Genomic DNA, 15100 nt, shown 5'->3' with positions numbered 1-15100 from the left:
TCCTGCCACAGTGACCGCCGCGTCGCCCTCCGACGGCTCACACCCCGGCGACGAGCCGCACGTGGGCCGGATCGACCTCGAAACGCACGTCGCCACCGATTCTCAGGGCGCCGTCGGTGACGGCGGAGACGGGCAGGTCGACGCCGAGGGCGGGATCGGCCGTGCGCGCACGGACTCCGCCGACGGTCGCATCGAGCCGCGTGACCGTCGCCGTCCAGACAGCGAGAGTATCGGATGCTGCCCTCTCCCGCGGGGCCAGCCGCACCGCACCGGTCGGCACGAGTGCCACAGCCGCGCCGTCGGCGAGTGACGGCGCGGGCAGCGCGAGACGCCCCGCACGCCACATTCCCCCGCCGACGCGTCCGGGCACGCGGCTCACGCCGGCAATCGCCGCGCCGAACGCCGTCGCGGGCGTCGCCAGCACGTCGCGGACCGGGCCGTGCTGGGAGCGGCGGCCGTCCTCGAGCAGCAGCAGCCGGTCTGCCAGCGCGGCGGCGTCGACCACGTCGTGTGTGACGAGCACGGTCGCCGCGCCTGCAGCCGGCAACTGATCGCCGAGCATCGCGCGGATCTCCGCCGCCGTTTCCGGATCCAGTCCGATCAGCGGCTCGTCCAGGAGCAGGACGTCCGGCTCGGTGGCGAGCGCCCGCGCGAGTGCGACGCGTTGCTGCTGTCCGCCGGACAGTTGCCGGGGAAAGCGTGCGCCGACCCCGGGCAGGCCGACACGCTCGAGCCAGCGCTCCGACTCCCTCCGGGCGTCCGCACGGCGGATGCCGTGGCGATGCAGCCCGAACGCGACGTTGTCCCTGGCCGACAGGTGCGGGAAGAGATGCGCATCCTGACTCAGCAGCACGGTGCCGCGCCGCTGCGGCGGAACGTGCACAGCCGGCGCGGACATCTCGCGACCGCCGACGCGCACGTATCCCTCGTGCGTGCGGACGAGCCCCGATAGCACCGCGAGCAGCGTCGACTTGCCCGCGCCGCTCGGCCCCATGATCGCGACGGTCTCCCCCGCGTCCACGTGTAGTGCCACATCCAGTACGAACGCGCCCCGGCGCGCCACGGCGCGCGCTTCGAGGGCGGGACCGGTCATGCCGCAACCTCTGCCGCCGGACGCCAGGCCCGCACGAGCAACAGCACCGCGATCGCCGTGCCCAGCAGCAACAGCGACAGCGCCACGGCCGTGCTCTGCCCGATCCCCGCCCCGTTGAACGCGGTGTAGATCGCGAGCGGCATGGTCTGCGTGACGCCGGGCGCGTTGCCGGCGAACAACGCCGTCGCACCGAACTCGCCGATCGCCCGCGCGAAGCACAGCACGATGCCGGCCAGCAGCCCGGGCGCCACGAGCGGCAGTGTCACCCGCCAGAGGATCCGCCAGCGTCCGGCGCCGAGGGCAGCCGCGGCGTGCTCGTAGCCAGTGCCGGCCCCGCGCAGCGAGCCCTCCAGCGCAAGCACGAGGAACGGCAGTGCCACGAAAGTCTGCGCGATCACGACCGCGGCCGTTGTGAAGGGCAGCGTGACTCCGACGTCGGCGAGGAGCCTGCCGAGCCACCCGTTGCGGCCGAGCAGAAACAACAGTGCCACGCCACCGACCATCGGCGGGAGCACGAGCGGGACGATCACGACAGCGCGAAGAACGGCCGCCAGACGGTGCTCCGCCCGAGCGATCAGCAGTGCCAGCGGCACCCCGAGCACGATGCACACGCACGTCGCGATCGCGCCGGTCAGCACCGACAGCCCCAGCGCCGAAAGCGCCTCCGGTGAGGTGATGTCGGCCCACAGCGTCGACCAGTCCACTCGTCCGACGAGCGCCGTCAGCGGCACGATCAGGAGCGCCAGCCCCAGCACCGCGGGCACGAGCAGCAGGCGCGGCGCGAAACCGTGGCGGAGGTCTGCGGCATCCGGATGCCGTATCCGGCGTCCGCTCACGGCGCGCCGAACCCGAGCCTGTCCAGCACCGCCCGGCCAGCATCGGAGAGCACGAAGTCGACGAACGTCTGTGCGAGGGCCGGGTCTGCGGCGCCGGTCAGCGCCACGACAGGGTAGGTGTTCACGACGGCGTCGGCCCCGACTGTTTCCACCGTCTCGACGTCGGGGGTCGTGGCTGCATCCGTGACATAGACGAGTCCGGCATCCGCTTCGGCGCTCGCCACTTTCGTGAGCACCGCGGTGACGTTCTGCTCAAAGCTGTCGACCGATGCCACCACTTCTCCCCGGGAGAGGAGGGTCGTGGCCGCCGCGCCGCAGGGCACCACGGCGGCGCACAGCACGACGACCAGGTCGGGATCGGCCAGGTCGGACAAACCGGTCACTCCGCCGGGGTTTCCTGCAGAAGTGACGATCGTGAGCACATTGGTGGCGAACGGCTGCGGATCAGCGGCGAGCCCGGCATCGACCACTTTCTGCATGTTGGTCTCGTCGGCGGAGGCGAAGACGTCCACCGCGGCACCCTCGATGATTTGCGTAGCCAGCGTCGACGAGCCGTCATAGCTGATCGGTCGAATGTCGACCCCGGGGTGAGTGGCCTCGAACGCGGTCGCGAGTTTGTCAAAGCCCGCACGCAGCGATGCAGCGGCGACGATCGTGAGCGACCCGGTGACGCTCTCCCCGGTCGCCGAGGGCGTGGACACGGTGCTATCCGCGGCGCCCGCGCCGGCGCATCCGGTGAGGGCGAGGGTGAGGGCTGCGAGGGCCGCCAGAGTGCCGGCGATGGTGCGGTGCACGGGTCAGCCCTTCGGTGTCTCGACGATGACGGTGGTGGCTTTCACGACCGCGACGGCGAGCGAGCCGGGCTCCAGACCCAGTTCGCGGACGGCTTCGGCCGACATGAGTGAGACGACGCGGTGGGCACCGGATTGAATGTCGACCTGTGCCATCACCCCATCCATCTGCACGCGGGTGACAAGACCCGGGAAACGGTTGCGCGCGCTTGAGAGGACATCGGTGGGATCTCCCGGTCCGCGAGCGAGGTCGGCGGCTTTCGCGGCCAACTCCCGCCCAGGGATCTCGACCGGGGACGAACCCGTCGTCGGCAGGATCCCCTGATCTACCCATCGGCGGACGGTGTCATCGCTCACGCCCAGTAGGCGGGCTGCGTCGGAGATACGGTAGCTGGCCATGGGTCTGATTATCCCGTATTCAAGGTCTTTTGCACACCAAAACTCCGCAGCAGCGGTTTTCACGGTGATCACCGTGAAGCGGGCGGGCCACGGGGATTAGCCTGGACGCATGCCCCTGCCGCCGCTGGTCGACCCGGTCGGCGCGCTCGATGATGACGAGCGCGCACGCACGCACCGTCACGCTGTCCTGCGTGGTTTCGGCGAGATCTCCCAGCGCCGTGTGGCCGGTGCGCACGTCGCGATCGTCGGCGCCGGCGGCCTCGGCTCACCCGCGGTGCTCGCCCTCGCTGCCGCCGGCGTCGGCACACTCACCGTCATCGACGACGACCGGGTCGACATCGCGAACCTGCAGCGGCAGGTGCTGCACCGGCTGTCCGACGTGGGCCTGCGAAAGGTCGACTCCGCCGTGCGGGCCGCCGCCGATCTGAGTCCGTCGACCATCGTCCACGCGGTGCCGCGGCGAGTGGATGCCGGCAACGCCGAGGAGATACTCCGCGGCGCCGACGTGGTCCTCGACGGCTCGGACACCTTCGCGACGCGTGCGGTCGTGGCAGCCGCCTGCGAGCGCCTCGGACTCCCGCTCGTGTGGGGCGTCGTGCAGGAATTCCACGCACAGGTGACCGTGTTCTGGTCGACTCCGCCGGCCGGGCGCAACCCGGTCGTACTCTCCGACCTGCACCCGATCGACCGAGTCGGCGAAGCACCCAGCTGCGCCGAGGTCGGCGTGCTCGGCGCGCTGACCCTTCAGGTCGGCTCGGTCATGGCCGTCGAGGCTCTCAAGCTCGTCGCCGGCATCGGCGAGCCGCTGCTCGGGAGGGTGATGCTGATCGACGGCCTCCAGGGCCGGGTCACCGAGGTGCCGCTGCTCCCCGCGACCGTGCCCGCCGCCCCCACCTCCGTGCCCCTCCCCATCCCCCAGATCACCGCCGCCGAAATGCTCACAGCGCAGAGCGACGAGGGCGCCATCCTCCTCGACGTCCGCGAGCCGTGGGAGACGGATACCGGCAGCATCGGGGATTCCGTGCTGATCCCCCTCGGAAGCTTCCTCGCCGATCCGTCGCAGCTCGACGCCGACGGCCCCGTCGTCGTGATCTGTGCGCACGGCATCCGCGCGCAACAGGCGGCGGAGGTTCTGCACGCGCGCGGGATCGACGCACGCGTGCTCGCCGGCGGCTTGGCGCCGTGGACATGAACGACGGCGAGCCCGCCATGGTCAGCGTCGACGAGCACCTCGCTGCGATCCTGGCCGCCGTGCGCCCCGTGGCGCCGCTCACCGTCCCGACCGCGGACGCTGCCGGGTCGACCCTCGCGGCGCCCGCCTGCGCCGCCATCGACCTGCCGCCGTTCGACAACTCGGCGATGGACGGGTTCGCGGTGCGCTTCGCCGATGTCGCGAACGCGACCGCGGAGGCACCTGCCCGCCTGCGCGTCGTCGCCGATCTTCCCGCCGGCACCGCCGATGACCCGCCGTTCGCAGCCGGCGAAGCCGTGCGCATCATGACCGGGTCCGCGCTGCCGACGGCGGCCGATGCCATCGTCCCGTTCGAGGACACCGCGGGTGGTCTCGCAGATTCGCTCGATGAGATCGCGGTCACTCGTGCGCCCCGCGCCGTCGGCGTACACATCCGCCGCCGCGGCGAGGACACCCGCGCCGGTGACCCGGTACTGCCCGCCGGCGCTGTGCTCGGTCCGCTGCAGCTGGGCGCCCTCGCCGCCGCCGGCATCGCGAACGTCCGCGTCGCCTCCCGCCCCCGCGTCGCCGTCGTCTCCACCGGCAGCGAGCTGGTCGGCCCGGGCGCCCCGCTCGAGCGGGGACAGATCCCCGAGTCGAACGGCATCCTCCTCGCCGCCCTCATCGCCGAGACGGGCGCCCTCGTCGTCCGCCGCGCCGTCGTCGACGACGAGGGCACCGCGCTGGCGGCGCTCCTGGAGGCGGTGACGAGCGAGGCCGGAGCGGTCGATGTCGTTGTCTTCACCGGGGGCGTCAGCGCCGGCGCATATGAGGTGGTCCGCCAGACCGTCACGCCGATGCGCTTCGGCGCCGTCGCCATGCAGCCCGGTAAACCGCAGGGCTTCGGCGTCATCGGCCGTCCGGACGGCACGACGCTCCTGTTCGGACTGCCCGGCAATCCGGTGAGTGCCGCCGTGTCGTTCGAGGCGTTCGTTCGCCCGGCGCTGCTCGCGCTGCAGGGGCGCGCGCACCTCCACCGGCCCGTCCTGCGGCTGTCTGCCGCGACAGGCTGGCGCACGCCCGTCGCTCGCCGACAGTATCTCCCCGTCACGATCGACCGCGCCAATCCGGGCGGGTGGACGGTGACCCCGGCGTCATCCGGCGGATCGCACCTGGCCGGGCGGCTCGGCAGCGCCGAGGCGTACGCGGTCGTCGCCGCAGAGATTGCGGCCGTCTCGGCTGGCGACCTCGTCGACGTGCTGCTGCTGGACTGAATCATCCGACGCGAAGAGAGTTCGAGAGGACATCATGAGCTTCACCCACCTGGATGCCGCCGGTCACGCCCGGATGGTCGATGTGACCGAGAAGCAGCCGACCGTCCGGGCTGCCACCGCGCGCGGTTTCGTCCGCTGCGCATCACACGTCGTCGCCGCGCTGCGGGACGGCTCGACGCCGAAGGGCGATGTGTTGGCGGTCGCGCGCATCAGCGGCATCCAGGCCGCCAAACGCACGGCCGACCTCCTGCCGCTGGCGCATGTCATCGGCGTGCATGGCGCCGCCGTCGACCTCGAGGTGACCGACGACGGCGTCGAGATCCAGGCCACCGTCCGCACCGCCGACCGTACCGGCGTTGAGATGGAGGCGCTCACGGCGGTCGCCGTCGCCGCCCTCGCCGTCGTCGACATGGTCAAGGGCATGGACAAATCGACCGCGATCGAGGACGTGCGTCTTGTCCGCAAGACCGGCGGCAAGAGCGGCGACTGGGTGCGACCGGAATGACCGACGGCGCCGACACGGGCGCCATCCTCCTCGCCGGGGGTCGCGCATCGCGTCTGGGCGGCATTGACAAACCGCTCCTCGAGATCGACGGCCGCTCCCTGCTGCAACGGGCGTGGGATGCCGTCGCGCGCTGTGACGGCGTGATCATCGCCGGGCCCGAGCGCACCGCGCTCGCGGGCAGCGCGGCGTGGGTGCGCGAGGATCCGCCGTTCACCGGACCGGCGGCCGCGATCGTTGCCGCGTTGGCGGCGTGGCCGGACGCCCCGGCGTGGATGTACGTCCTGGCGTGCGACCTCGTCGATCCCGTCGCGGCCGTCGCAGCTCTGGCGGCCGGGCGGGAGGCCATATCCGCCGACGTCGACGGGCTGTGCCTGGCCGACGGCGAGAGCCGGCCGCAGTGGCTGACTGGCCTCTACCGGACGGCGCCGCTGCGCCGCGCGGCGGACGCGCTTCCCGGTGTCGGGGCGAACGCCCCCGTCCGGGCGCTGACCGCGAGGCTGTCGCTGCAGGTGATTGCGGCGACCGGACGAGAGACAATCGACATCGACACGTGGAACGACGCGGAACGGGCCGGCGCCCGCCTCCCCCCGCGCACCCACCCCACTGAGGAGACGAGCACATGAGCGGTCGCACCCTTCCCCCCGAAGCCCTGGATGAGTGGGCCGCGGCCCTGCGGGAGCGCTTCGGTCTCGCCGCAGACGACCTGCCGATCAGACTCGTCCTCGACCTCGCGCGCGACGTCGCGAACGGCGTCGCACGCCCCGCCGCGCCCTTCAGCGCCTTCGCCGCGGGGCTCGTCGCGGGGCGCGCCGGCGGCAGCCCGGAGGACGTCCGCGCGGCGATCGCGGCTGTCGTCGAACTCGCCGGGTCATGGAAGGGCGAGACCCGCTGATGGCGCACATCCGCTATTTCGCCGCTGCGGAGGAGTTCGCCGGGCGTGCCGCCGAGCACCGCGGAGAACCCACCCTCGGCGCGCTGCTCGAGGCGCTGACGGCGGCATATCCTGCGCTCGGCGCGATCCTCCCCCGGTGTGCCGTGCTCGTCGACGGACGCCGCAACGCCGACGACACGGCGCTCACCGCCGACACCGTCATCGACGTCCTCCCACCCTTCGCCGGCGGCTGAGCGCGGTCGGTGGCCTTCTCAGCCGCCGATGCCCTTCCAGGCGGCTTCGCCGTCGTCGGTCCATTGCTTCTTCCACACCGGCAGTGATCGTTTGATCTCCTCGATGATCTCTCGGCAGATCGCGAAGGCGGCATCCCGGTGGGCCGTACCGACCGCGACCACCACGGCGGCCTCGCCGACCGTCAGCCGGCCGATGCGGTGGCTGAGCGCGACGACCGCGCGGTGCTCGCCGATCGCGCGGGTCGCGATCTCGTGCAGAGTGGCCTCCGCATCAGGGTGCGCGGAGTATTCGAGCGCCACGACCGAGGTCCGGGCATCGGGGTCCTGTGCGCGAACGGTGCCGATGAAGCTCGTCACGGCACCCACCCACGGTTCCTCCACCGCCGAGAGATGGGCGGTGGGCTCGAGCGCAGTGTCACTGATCCGGGCGATGCGAACCGTCATGCGTGGTCTTCTCCTTCGAGCTGGCCGAGCACGTGGGCCGCGACGGTCGTGACGACAGGGATGCCGGTGGCGACGGCGCGCGGCGAGCCCGGCAGGTTGACGATCAGGGCGTCACCGCTGACGCCGGCGAGCCCCCGGGACAGGAGCGCCGCCGGGGTGTCGGCGGCGCCGCAACGCCGCAACTCTTCCGCGATGCCGGGGAGGAGGCGATCGAGCACACGCGCCGTGCCCTCGGGAGTCTCGTCGCGCGGTGAAACGCCCGTGCCGCCGGTGGTCACGATCAGTCGCGCACCGGTGGCGATCGCCGCGCGCAACGCCTGCTCGACGGCATCGGCGCCGTCCGGGACGATCGTCGCTGCGGAGCACGCGAACCCCGCCGCGCGCAAGGCAGCGACGGCGACCGGGCCGCTCGCATCGGCGCGGACGCCGGCCGCCGACCGGTCCGACACGGTGATCACGGAGGAATTCGTCAGCACATCGCCAGCCTACGCCGCGTCGTTTCGCGGGCGGTGATGACACTCTCCGGCCGCCGCGCACATCGAGCAACACCCCCGCGCGACCGACGTGACCCCGACCGGCCCGATTCGACGGATAATCGAAGGATGTCCGGTCGAATGCACGCTCACCGCGGGCTGGGTCAACCCAGTCGGCTGCAGGTCGCCGGGCTGGTGATGGTGCAGCCCGGCATCTCGCTCGCCGGCCTGTCGGAACAGCTCGGTCTGCACGCCAACACCCTGCGCGATCACGTTCGGGTACTCGAAGCCGAAGGCATCATCCGCAGCGAGGTCGAACACCGCGCGTCGCGGGGACGACCACGGGCGCTGTACTTCCCCGTCGATGCCGGGACGGTCAGCGACGCGGCACAGCGGCGAATCGACGACGCCCGGCGGCACGGCGATCTGCTCCGCCGCGTCGCACCGGGCGCAGAGCCGGTCACCCACGATCTGGGCCAGGATGCCGTGCACCAGATCGACGCGCTGTACGAACACCTCGACGAGGTCGGTCTGCAACCGCAACTGGCCGAGAACGACCTCGAGGTCGCGCTGCGGCCGTGCGCGTTCCACAATCTCGTGGCGGGCCACCGCGAGGTCCTGTGCCGCGTGCACGAAGGCCTGATTCGCGAGGTGCTGAGCCGCACCGGCGGCCCCATCGAGATAGACCGGCTGCTGCCTCTCGTGAACGAACACCGTTGCGAGCTGCTCCTGAAACAAAATCTGAATCGGTCGCGCTGACGACCCGATCGACCGTGTTCGGCGGGATGTTGTCGTCTCATGCGTCACCTTCCACGGGCGGGTAGGTGAGGTGTCCGTCTGCCACGTGAGCGAACGGCGTGAGCGCAGCAGGCTGCGTGACCGTGGACGACATGATGTTGGACACCGAAACACCGCGAACGAGCACGGCATCCGTGATCAGTCGTCGATGGCATCGCCACGGGACTGCTTCGCTGCACATGATGGCGGGCGAAGAGTCGGCGGCGAGTCCGATCAGCTCGTCGAGACCGGCGAGAAATGCATGACCGACATCCGCTCCGCAGGTGCACCGATCGTCGAACTCACTTCAGCGGGTCTTCACGACCGTGAGAAGGACGACGGAGTCCTCGACGGCGTCCAGGGAATGGAGCCCCTCAGGAACCGTCATGAGGTCCCCAACGGATCCGTACCAGAACACCTCGCCGGCTTTGAGGAGCACCCGACCCTGAAGAACGTGCAGCGTCGCCTCTCCCGGATTGGTGTGCTCGGACAGTTCCTCGCCGGCGCGAAGGGCGATCACCGTTTGGCGAAGTTGGTGCTCGTGCCCACCGAACACCGTCCGGGAACTCCTCCCACTGGACGCTGCCAGCGCATGGGCGAGTTCGTGCCGAGCGAGGGCGATGAGTGAAGTCTTCTGCATGCGTGTTGCTCCGTCCTGGGACAATCGTCGGAGGGGATCCCGTGTGGCGAACGCGTGCTCGTCGAGACGAGAGAGCGAGTCTACGCCCGAGTTCGACGCCAGGGAGCAGTCGCGAACAGCGACGCCTCCCGGGGCACCGTCGCCGACCCAGATTCACCGCGCGTTGACTTCCGCTGGAAGGTCGCAATGGTCGGGGGTTCACCGCCAGCCAACGAGGGGAAGCAAGTTCTCATGTCAGGTAAGTCACCGCAGGCGCATGGGGCGAAGAAGATCGCCCAGTCATCGATCAAGGAAAAGCGAGCGGCGAAGCGCGCGAAGCAGGAACCGGCTGCCTTCATCAAGCCGCGAAAGGGTGGGTCCGCCTGATGCTCCCTGCAATGATCGTCAGCGCGGCTTGGGGCTCGCGTGAAAGGGGTCGACGACGTGCCCATTCTGTGGGTACGGCTATGGTGTTGGCCATGACCATCCTGCCCTCCTTCGTTCGCACGACGCGTCCTGCGGACGCCTCCGTGGTGACGAGCGCGGTGGGCATCGCCGGTGCGCGACACGAGGTTCTTCCGCCTCGCCGGGTCATCGGGGGTGGCCTGCTGTGCCGAGCCATCTCCCGCGCCGCGCCCCCGTAGACCCATCCGACGTGATCGATACCGTCACGGTCAGAACACACCTCGAGCAGCTTCTTCAGGAGCGACAGAACCTCCTTCGCGAACTGGAGCCTCGCACTCTGCCGAGCGTCGACCCGGTCGCCTACCAGACCGCGGTATCCAGTCTCCGCGTCGTCGAGCAGATCACCGACGCGCTGGACCGACTGCACGCGGGCACCTATGGTCGCTGCATCCGTTGCGGCAATCAGATCACCGCTGGCCGTCTCGAAGTCGTACCCCACGCAGCCGCGTGTATCGACTGTCAAAATCATGCTGACGCCGTGTAAGACCTCCGGTGATTTCCCGACACGCCGTCCTCTGCGGACGGCTCCCCCGCTGCCGCTACTTCCGGAGCTTTTCGGTTCCTGCTTATGACGGCGGATTTCCGCATGACCTCGACGACGCTGTTCAGCGACCTCGTGCTCCCGGCGGCGACGTGGTACGAGAAGTACGACCTCTCGTCGACCGACATGCATCCCTTCATCCACGCGTTCAGCCCGGCGATCAAGCCGCCGTGGCAGACGCGCACCGATTTCGACCTGTTCGGTGCGCTCGCCGAGAAGTTCAGCGAGTACGCGCGCACGCACCTCGGCGTCCGGAAGGATCTCGTCGCCTCGCCGCTCCAGCACGACACGGCAGACGTTATGTCGACTCCGCACGGGATCGTGCCGGAGGACACGCCGCTCGTGCCGGGCGTCACGATGGCCAAGCTCATCGTCGTCGAACGCGACTACCCCAACCTCTTCGAGCAGTGGAAGAGCCTCGGTCCGCTGGCGGCGAAGCTCGGGATGACCACCAAGGCGATCACCTACCATCCGGACCAGGAGATCGAGCAACTCAAACACAAGAACGGTACGGTCCGAAGCGGTCCATACGCCGGTTCCGTGCGGCTGGACACCGATGAGCGGGTGTGCGAGCTGATCCTCGCTTTCTCGGGAACGAGCAACGGCCGTCTCGCGGTGCAGGGGTTCCGTGAGCTCGAGAAAAGGACGGGTCAGCGCATCGCGCAGCTGGCCGAAGACCATGAGGGCACGCGCATCACGTTCCAGGACGTGCAGGTTCAGCCGCGCAGCGTCATCACCTCGCCGGAGTGGTCGGGTTCCGAACACGGTGGTCGTCGGTATACGGCGTTCGCGATCAACGTCGAACATCTGAAGCCGTGGCACACGCTCACCGGTCGCCAGCACTTCTACCTCGACCACGACTGGATGAGCGAGCTGGGCGAGAGCCTGCCGGTGTTCCGGCCGCCGCTGGACATGCATCGACTGTTCGACTCCGACAAGGTCGGGACGACCCGGCAAGCCGGCGGACCGGGCTCTGCCGGACAGACCGAGGTGACCGTGCGATACCTGACACCCCACTCGAAGTGGTCGATCCACTCCGAGTACCAGGACAACCTCTTCATGCTGTCGCTGAGCCGCGGCGGCCCGACAATCTGGATGAGTCCGCAGGATGCCGCGAAGATCGGCGTCCGCGATAACGAGTGGATCGAGTCGTACAACCGCAACGGCGTCGTCGTCGCCCGCGCGATCGTCTCGCACCGCATGCCCGAGGGCACGGTGTACATGTATCACGCGAAGGATCGCACGGTGGACGTGCCGATCGCCGAGACGAGCGGACAGCGCGGCGGCATCCACAACTCGCTCACCCGAATCCTCCTTAAACCCAGCCACCTCATCGGCGGCTACGCACAACTGGCCTGGGCGTTCAACTACCTCGGTCCGACGGGAAACCAGCGCGACGAGATCACCTCGATTCGTCGCCGCAACCAGGAGGTCGAGTACTGATGCGAGTCATGGCGCAGATGTCGATGATCATGAATCTCGACAAGTGCATCGGATGTCACACGTGCTCCGTCACGTGCAAACAGGCGTGGACCAACCGCACCGGTGTCGAGTACGTCTGGTTCAACAATGTCGAGACGCGTCCCGGCGTGGGGTATCCGCGCGGCTACGAGGATCAGGAGAAGTGGGGCGGCGGCTGGGTGCGCACCAAAAGCGGCCGGCTGAAGCTCCGCAGCGGTGGCCGACTGTCGAAGCTCGCGCGCATCTTCTCCAACCCCAAGCTCCCCGAGATCCACGACTACTACGAGCCGTGGACATACGACTACGACATGCTGCTGAACGCCCCCAAGGGGCAGCAGGTGCCCGTCGCCCGCCCCAAGAGCCTGCTCACCGGCGAGAATATGAAGATCTCGTGGTCGGCGAACTGGGACGACGATCTCGGCGGCTCGCTGGAGACGATGCAGGACGACCCGATCCTCAAGAAGATGAGCGAGGAGGTCAAGGCAGAGTTCGAGCAGGCCTTCATGTTCTATTTGCCGCGCATCTGCGAGCACTGCCTGAATCCCTCGTGCGTGGCATCGTGTCCGTCGGGGGCCATGTACAAGCGCGCCGAGGACGGCATCGTGCTCGTCGACCAGGACCAGTGCCGCGGCTGGCGCATGTGCGTGTCGGGTTGCCCGTACAAGAAGGTGTACTTCAATCACCGCACTGGCAAGGCCGAGAAGTGCACGATGTGCTATCCGCGCATCGAGGTGGGCCTTCCCACGGTCTGCTCCGAGACTTGCGTCGGGCGCCTGCGCTACCTCGGCATCGTGCTGTACGACGCGGACCGAGTGGCCGAGGCGGCCTCCGTTGCCGATGACAAGGCACTCCTGCAGGCCCAGCGCGACATCATCCTCGATCCGTTCGACCCGGCCGTCATCGAGGGCGCACGTCGAGGTGACATCCCCGAGGACTGGATCGAGGCGGCCCAGCGTAGCCCGATCTGGAAGCTCATGCAGTACGAGGTGGCCCTGCCGTTGCACCCGGAATATCGCACGATGCCGATGGTCTGGTACATCCCGCCGCTCTCGCCCGTTGTCGACGTCGTGACCGGCTCCGGCAACGACGGAGAGGACGCGCGGACGCTGTTCGCCGCGATCGACAAGCTCCGCATCCCGATTTCCTACCTGGCGGAGCTGTTCACCGCCGGCGAGGTCGCCCCGGTCGACCTGGCGCTTCGGCGCCTGGCGGCCATGCGGTCGTACATGCGCGGCGTGAACCTCGACGACGAGCGCGACGAGCGCATTGCGCACGCCGTCGGCATGACCGGCACGCAGATCGAGGAGATGTACCGACTGCTCGCGATCGCGAAGTACGAGGAGCGTTACGTCATCCCGTCTGCCCACACCGAGCAAGCGCATGCCCTCGAGGAGATGGCGTGCTCGCTCGACTTCGACGGCGGCCCGGGGATGGGCGGCGCCGGGCCCTTTGGCTCGTCGAGCGGACCGAGCGTCCCGGTCGCGGTGGAGAACTTCCACATGCTTGCCGACCGGCAGACCGCGGACCGGCCCTCCAGCCCGGGACGAGTCAACCTCCTCAACTGGGACGGCAACGGCCGCGCCGACGGGCTCTTCCCGCCGACCGCGTTGACCGACACCGACGAGGCCGGAACCGGCGAGGACCCCCGATGAGTTCCGTGCTCCCCAGGGTCACTCCGCGTCGTGCGCTGCCGGAGGAACTCCCGGCGCTGCGCCTGTCGGCGGCCCATCGAGCGCGTGCGCACATGCTCGCTTCCCTGCTGCTGGATTACCCCGATGCCGGCTGGTTCGCCCGGCTGCGGGACCTCCGCACGCACGCCTCTGCATTACCGGACGCGATCGCCGAACCCCTGACATCCTTCGTGGACCAGGCAGAAGCCGCCGGCGAGGCGGAGTGGCAGCGGCGCTACGTCGTGACGTTCGACCTCAAACGCAAGTGCAGCCTGTATCTCAGCTACTACGCCACCGGCGACACGCGCCGCCGCGGGGTGGCACTCGTGACGTTCCTGGAGGCCTACCGCGCCGCGGGGTGGGAGTTCGCAGCCGACGACCTGCCCGACTATCTCCCGGCGGTGCTGGAGTTCTCAGCCCGCGCCGACTCCGAGATCGCCGGCGCGCTCCTGGCCTCACACCGAGAGGGCATCGAAGTGCTGCGAGCGGCTCTGGAGGGCATGTCCAGCCCGTGGGCACTCGTGGTGAGGACGATCACTCAGTCGCTCCCGCCGATTGACGCCGCGACGCGCGAACGGTACCTCAATCTCGTCAACGAGGGTCCGCCCACCGAAACGGTGGGCCTCAGCTTCCTGGGGCAGCTTCCGCCCTTCCGTCCCGTCTCGCAGGAGGCATCATGACTCCGCTCGAGGTGATCCTCTGGGTCGCCATTCCTTACGCATCGATCGCCGTCTTCATCGTCGGGCACATCTGGCGCTACCGGTACGACAAGTTCGGCTGGACGACCCGTTCCAGCCAGACCTACGAGAACCGGCTGCTGCGGTGGGGATCACCCATGTTCCACTTCGGCATCCTGATGGTGATCGCGGGACACGTCGTGGGACTGTTCATCCCGCGCGAGTGGCTGTACGCGATCGGGATCACGGAAGAGATCTACCACCTCGGTGCGACCGTGATGGGCTCGTTCGCCGCGGTACTGACCTTGGTCGGCCTCGCGATCCTCATCTACCGCCGTCGGACGGTGGGTCCGGTGTTCCTCGCGACGACCGTCATGGACAAGGTCATGTACGTCTTCCTCGCGGCGGCCCTCGGCTTCGGCACGCTCGCGACCTTCGTTTACCAGGTCTTCGGCGGCGGGTTCCACTACCGCGAGACGATCTCACCCTGGATACGCAGCATCTTCATCTTCCAGCCGCAGGTGGAGCTCATGCAGCACGTGCCGCTCCTGTTCCAACTGCACGTGCTGAGCGCATTTGCACTGTTCGCACTGTGGCCATTCACCCGACTGGTGCATGTCTTCTCGGCGCCGGTGGGCTACCTGTTCCGTCCCTACGTGGTGTACCGCTCACGGGATGCTGCCGGCGGCGCCCGCGCGCCGCGCCGCGGCTGGGACCCCGTGAAGGCCCCCGACCCCGAGCGCCTGCGGAGACTCTGAGCCACCGCTCGTCGACCGAGC

Annotated in this window: 19 protein-coding genes and 2 pseudogenes; 13 read left to right on the top strand and 8 right to left on the bottom strand. The window is 69.3% G+C overall.

The window, feature by feature from the left end:
• Nucleotides 1-37: 37 nt before the first annotated feature.
• The 4 genes from Q0653_RS07925 to Q0653_RS07910 are packed head-to-tail and all read right to left on the bottom strand — an operon-like array spanning nt 38 to nt 3119.
• Nucleotides 38-1093 (bottom strand): ABC transporter ATP-binding protein, encoded by a 1056-nt coding sequence (locus Q0653_RS07925; protein ID WP_298944020.1) that lies wholly within the window; start codon nt 1091-1093, stop codon nt 38-40.
• On the bottom strand, nt 1090-1914 hold the full coding sequence (locus tag Q0653_RS07920; protein WP_298744914.1) for an ABC transporter permease: 825 nt from the start codon (nt 1912-1914) through the stop codon (nt 1090-1092). The genes Q0653_RS07925 and Q0653_RS07920 overlap by 4 nt, the downstream gene beginning before the upstream one ends.
• 11 nt (nt 1915-1925) lie before the next feature.
• Nucleotides 1926-2723, bottom strand: a complete 798-nt coding sequence (gene modA, locus Q0653_RS07915; RefSeq protein ID WP_298744807.1) for a molybdate ABC transporter substrate-binding protein — start codon at nt 2721-2723, stop codon at nt 1926-1928.
• A 3-nt stretch (nt 2724-2726) separates the two neighbouring features.
• The gene (locus tag Q0653_RS07910) at nt 2727-3119 is read right to left on the bottom strand and encodes a TOBE domain-containing protein (protein ID WP_298944018.1); all 393 of its coding nucleotides are present in this window, start codon (nt 3117-3119) and stop codon (nt 2727-2729) included.
• A gap of 109 nt (nt 3120-3228) precedes the next feature.
• On the opposite strand from Q0653_RS07910, the gene Q0653_RS07905 reads away from it, so the two are divergent.
• From Q0653_RS07905 to Q0653_RS07880, 6 genes are read left to right on the top strand one after another with little or no spacing between them, the layout of a single operon-like run.
• A complete protein-coding gene (locus Q0653_RS07905) occupies nt 3229-4311 on the top strand; it encodes a ThiF family adenylyltransferase (RefSeq protein ID WP_298744811.1) in 1083 nt (360 codons plus the stop codon).
• A complete protein-coding gene (gene glp / locus Q0653_RS07900) occupies nt 4308-5564 on the top strand; it encodes a gephyrin-like molybdotransferase Glp (protein WP_298744916.1) in 1257 nt (418 codons plus the stop codon). Before Q0653_RS07905 ends, glp begins: the two co-directional genes overlap by 4 nt.
• A 34-nt stretch (nt 5565-5598) precedes the next feature.
• The gene (gene moaC / locus Q0653_RS07895) at nt 5599-6069 is read left to right on the top strand and encodes a cyclic pyranopterin monophosphate synthase MoaC (RefSeq protein ID WP_298744813.1); all 471 of its coding nucleotides are present in this window, start codon (nt 5599-5601) and stop codon (nt 6067-6069) included.
• Entirely contained in the window at nt 6066-6692 is a 627-nt protein-coding gene (locus tag Q0653_RS07890; protein ID WP_298744815.1) for an NTP transferase domain-containing protein, read from the top strand. The genes moaC and Q0653_RS07890 overlap by 4 nt, the downstream gene beginning before the upstream one ends.
• On the top strand, nt 6689-6961 hold the full coding sequence (locus Q0653_RS07885) for a DUF6457 domain-containing protein (protein ID WP_298744817.1): 273 nt from the start codon (nt 6689-6691) through the stop codon (nt 6959-6961). The genes Q0653_RS07890 and Q0653_RS07885 overlap by 4 nt, the downstream gene beginning before the upstream one ends.
• Nucleotides 6961-7194, top strand: a complete 234-nt coding sequence (locus Q0653_RS07880; protein WP_298744819.1) for a MoaD/ThiS family protein — start codon at nt 6961-6963, stop codon at nt 7192-7194. The genes Q0653_RS07885 and Q0653_RS07880 overlap by 1 nt, the downstream gene beginning before the upstream one ends.
• A gap of 18 nt (nt 7195-7212) precedes the next feature.
• On the opposite strand, the gene Q0653_RS07875 is transcribed toward Q0653_RS07880, so the two are convergent.
• Nucleotides 7213-7638 (bottom strand): molybdenum cofactor biosynthesis protein MoaE, encoded by a 426-nt coding sequence (locus tag Q0653_RS07875; protein ID WP_298744821.1) that lies wholly within the window; start codon nt 7636-7638, stop codon nt 7213-7215.
• The gene (locus tag Q0653_RS07870) at nt 7635-8114 is read right to left on the bottom strand and encodes a MogA/MoaB family molybdenum cofactor biosynthesis protein (protein WP_298744823.1); all 480 of its coding nucleotides are present in this window, start codon (nt 8112-8114) and stop codon (nt 7635-7637) included. The genes Q0653_RS07875 and Q0653_RS07870 overlap by 4 nt, the downstream gene beginning before the upstream one ends.
• Before the next feature lie 138 nt (nt 8115-8252).
• Between Q0653_RS07870 and Q0653_RS07865 the strand changes: the two genes are divergently transcribed.
• Nucleotides 8253-8870, top strand: a complete 618-nt coding sequence (locus Q0653_RS07865) for a winged helix-turn-helix transcriptional regulator (protein WP_298944014.1) — start codon at nt 8253-8255, stop codon at nt 8868-8870.
• A 37-nt stretch (nt 8871-8907) separates the two neighbouring features.
• Here Q0653_RS07865 and Q0653_RS07860 read toward each other — a convergent pair.
• Together Q0653_RS07860 and Q0653_RS07855 are read right to left on the bottom strand one after the other, a co-directional pair.
• Nucleotides 8908-9141 (bottom strand): annotated as a pseudogene (locus Q0653_RS07860) (DUF488 domain-containing protein); the annotation flags it as partial.
• Between the two features lie 54 nt (nt 9142-9195).
• Nucleotides 9196-9528 (bottom strand): cupin domain-containing protein, encoded by a 333-nt coding sequence (locus Q0653_RS07855; RefSeq protein ID WP_298944012.1) that lies wholly within the window; start codon nt 9526-9528, stop codon nt 9196-9198.
• Nucleotides 9529-9986: 458 nt separating this feature from the next.
• Between Q0653_RS07855 and Q0653_RS07850 the strand changes: the two genes are divergently transcribed.
• The 6 genes and pseudogenes from Q0653_RS07850 (at nt 9987) to narI (ending at nt 15079) form a co-directional block, all read left to right on the top strand.
• Complete coding sequence (locus Q0653_RS07850) at nt 9987-10151, top strand: hypothetical protein (protein WP_298944010.1); 165 nt, start codon at nt 9987-9989, stop codon at nt 10149-10151.
• An 11-nt stretch (nt 10152-10162) separates the two neighbouring features.
• Complete coding sequence (locus Q0653_RS07845; protein WP_298944008.1) at nt 10163-10456, top strand: TraR/DksA C4-type zinc finger protein; 294 nt, start codon at nt 10163-10165, stop codon at nt 10454-10456.
• Between the two features lie 78 nt (nt 10457-10534).
• Nucleotides 10535-11956 (top strand): annotated as a pseudogene (locus tag Q0653_RS07840) (molybdopterin dinucleotide binding domain-containing protein); the annotation flags it as partial.
• A complete protein-coding gene (gene narH / locus Q0653_RS07835) occupies nt 11956-13626 on the top strand; it encodes a nitrate reductase subunit beta (protein WP_298944006.1) in 1671 nt (556 codons plus the stop codon). The pseudogene Q0653_RS07840 and the gene narH, both read left to right, overlap by 1 nt.
• Nucleotides 13623-14324: a nitrate reductase molybdenum cofactor assembly chaperone gene (gene narJ / locus Q0653_RS07830; protein ID WP_298944004.1), complete on the top strand. Its 702-nt coding sequence runs from the start codon at nt 13623-13625 to the stop codon at nt 14322-14324. Before narH ends, narJ begins: the two co-directional genes overlap by 4 nt.
• Complete coding sequence (gene narI, locus Q0653_RS07825) at nt 14321-15079, top strand: respiratory nitrate reductase subunit gamma (RefSeq protein WP_298944002.1); 759 nt, start codon at nt 14321-14323, stop codon at nt 15077-15079. The genes narJ and narI overlap by 4 nt, the downstream gene beginning before the upstream one ends.
• The last annotated feature ends 21 nt before the right edge of the window (nt 15080-15100 follow it).

It is taken from the genome of uncultured Microbacterium sp. (assembly GCF_947488465.1).
GTDB lineage: Bacteria > Actinomycetota > Actinomycetes > Actinomycetales > Microbacteriaceae > Microbacterium.
The sequence above is the reverse complement of the archived record's forward strand: the minus strand, read 5'-3'. Positions and strand labels throughout refer to the sequence as shown.

Bases quoted from the DNA above. Each gene is read 5' to 3' on its own strand.
- Q0653_RS07865 (WP_298944014.1), top strand. From the start codon at position 8,253: ATGCACGCTCACCGCGGGCTGGGTCAACCCAGTCGGCTGCAGGTCGCC.
- narJ (WP_298944004.1), top strand. From the start codon at position 13,623: ATGAGTTCCGTGCTCCCCAGGGTCACTCCGCGTCGTGCGCTGCCGGAG.
- moaC (WP_298744813.1), top strand. From the start codon at position 5,599: ATGAGCTTCACCCACCTGGATGCCGCCGGTCACGCCCGGATGGTCGAT.
- Q0653_RS07885 (WP_298744817.1), top strand. From the start codon at position 6,689: ATGAGCGGTCGCACCCTTCCCCCCGAAGCCCTGGATGAGTGGGCCGCG.
- Q0653_RS07890 (WP_298744815.1), top strand. From the start codon at position 6,066: ATGACCGACGGCGCCGACACGGGCGCCATCCTCCTCGCCGGGGGTCGC.
- Q0653_RS07910 (WP_298944018.1), bottom strand. From the start codon at position 3,119: ATGGCCAGCTACCGTATCTCCGACGCAGCCCGCCTACTGGGCGTGAGC.
- narH (WP_298944006.1), top strand. From the start codon at position 11,956: ATGCGAGTCATGGCGCAGATGTCGATGATCATGAATCTCGACAAGTGC.
- Q0653_RS07905 (WP_298744811.1), top strand. From the start codon at position 3,229: ATGCCCCTGCCGCCGCTGGTCGACCCGGTCGGCGCGCTCGATGATGAC.
- Q0653_RS07880 (WP_298744819.1), top strand. From the start codon at position 6,961: ATGGCGCACATCCGCTATTTCGCCGCTGCGGAGGAGTTCGCCGGGCGT.
- glp (WP_298744916.1), top strand. From the start codon at position 4,308: ATGAACGACGGCGAGCCCGCCATGGTCAGCGTCGACGAGCACCTCGCT.
- Q0653_RS07855 (WP_298944012.1), bottom strand. From the start codon at position 9,528: ATGCAGAAGACTTCACTCATCGCCCTCGCTCGGCACGAACTCGCCCAT.
- Q0653_RS07875 (WP_298744821.1), bottom strand. From the start codon at position 7,638: ATGACGGTTCGCATCGCCCGGATCAGTGACACTGCGCTCGAGCCCACC.
- Q0653_RS07850 (WP_298944010.1), top strand. From the start codon at position 9,987: ATGACCATCCTGCCCTCCTTCGTTCGCACGACGCGTCCTGCGGACGCC.
- Q0653_RS07925 (WP_298944020.1), bottom strand. From the start codon at position 1,093: ATGACCGGTCCCGCCCTCGAAGCGCGCGCCGTGGCGCGCCGGGGCGCG.
- narI (WP_298944002.1), top strand. From the start codon at position 14,321: ATGACTCCGCTCGAGGTGATCCTCTGGGTCGCCATTCCTTACGCATCG.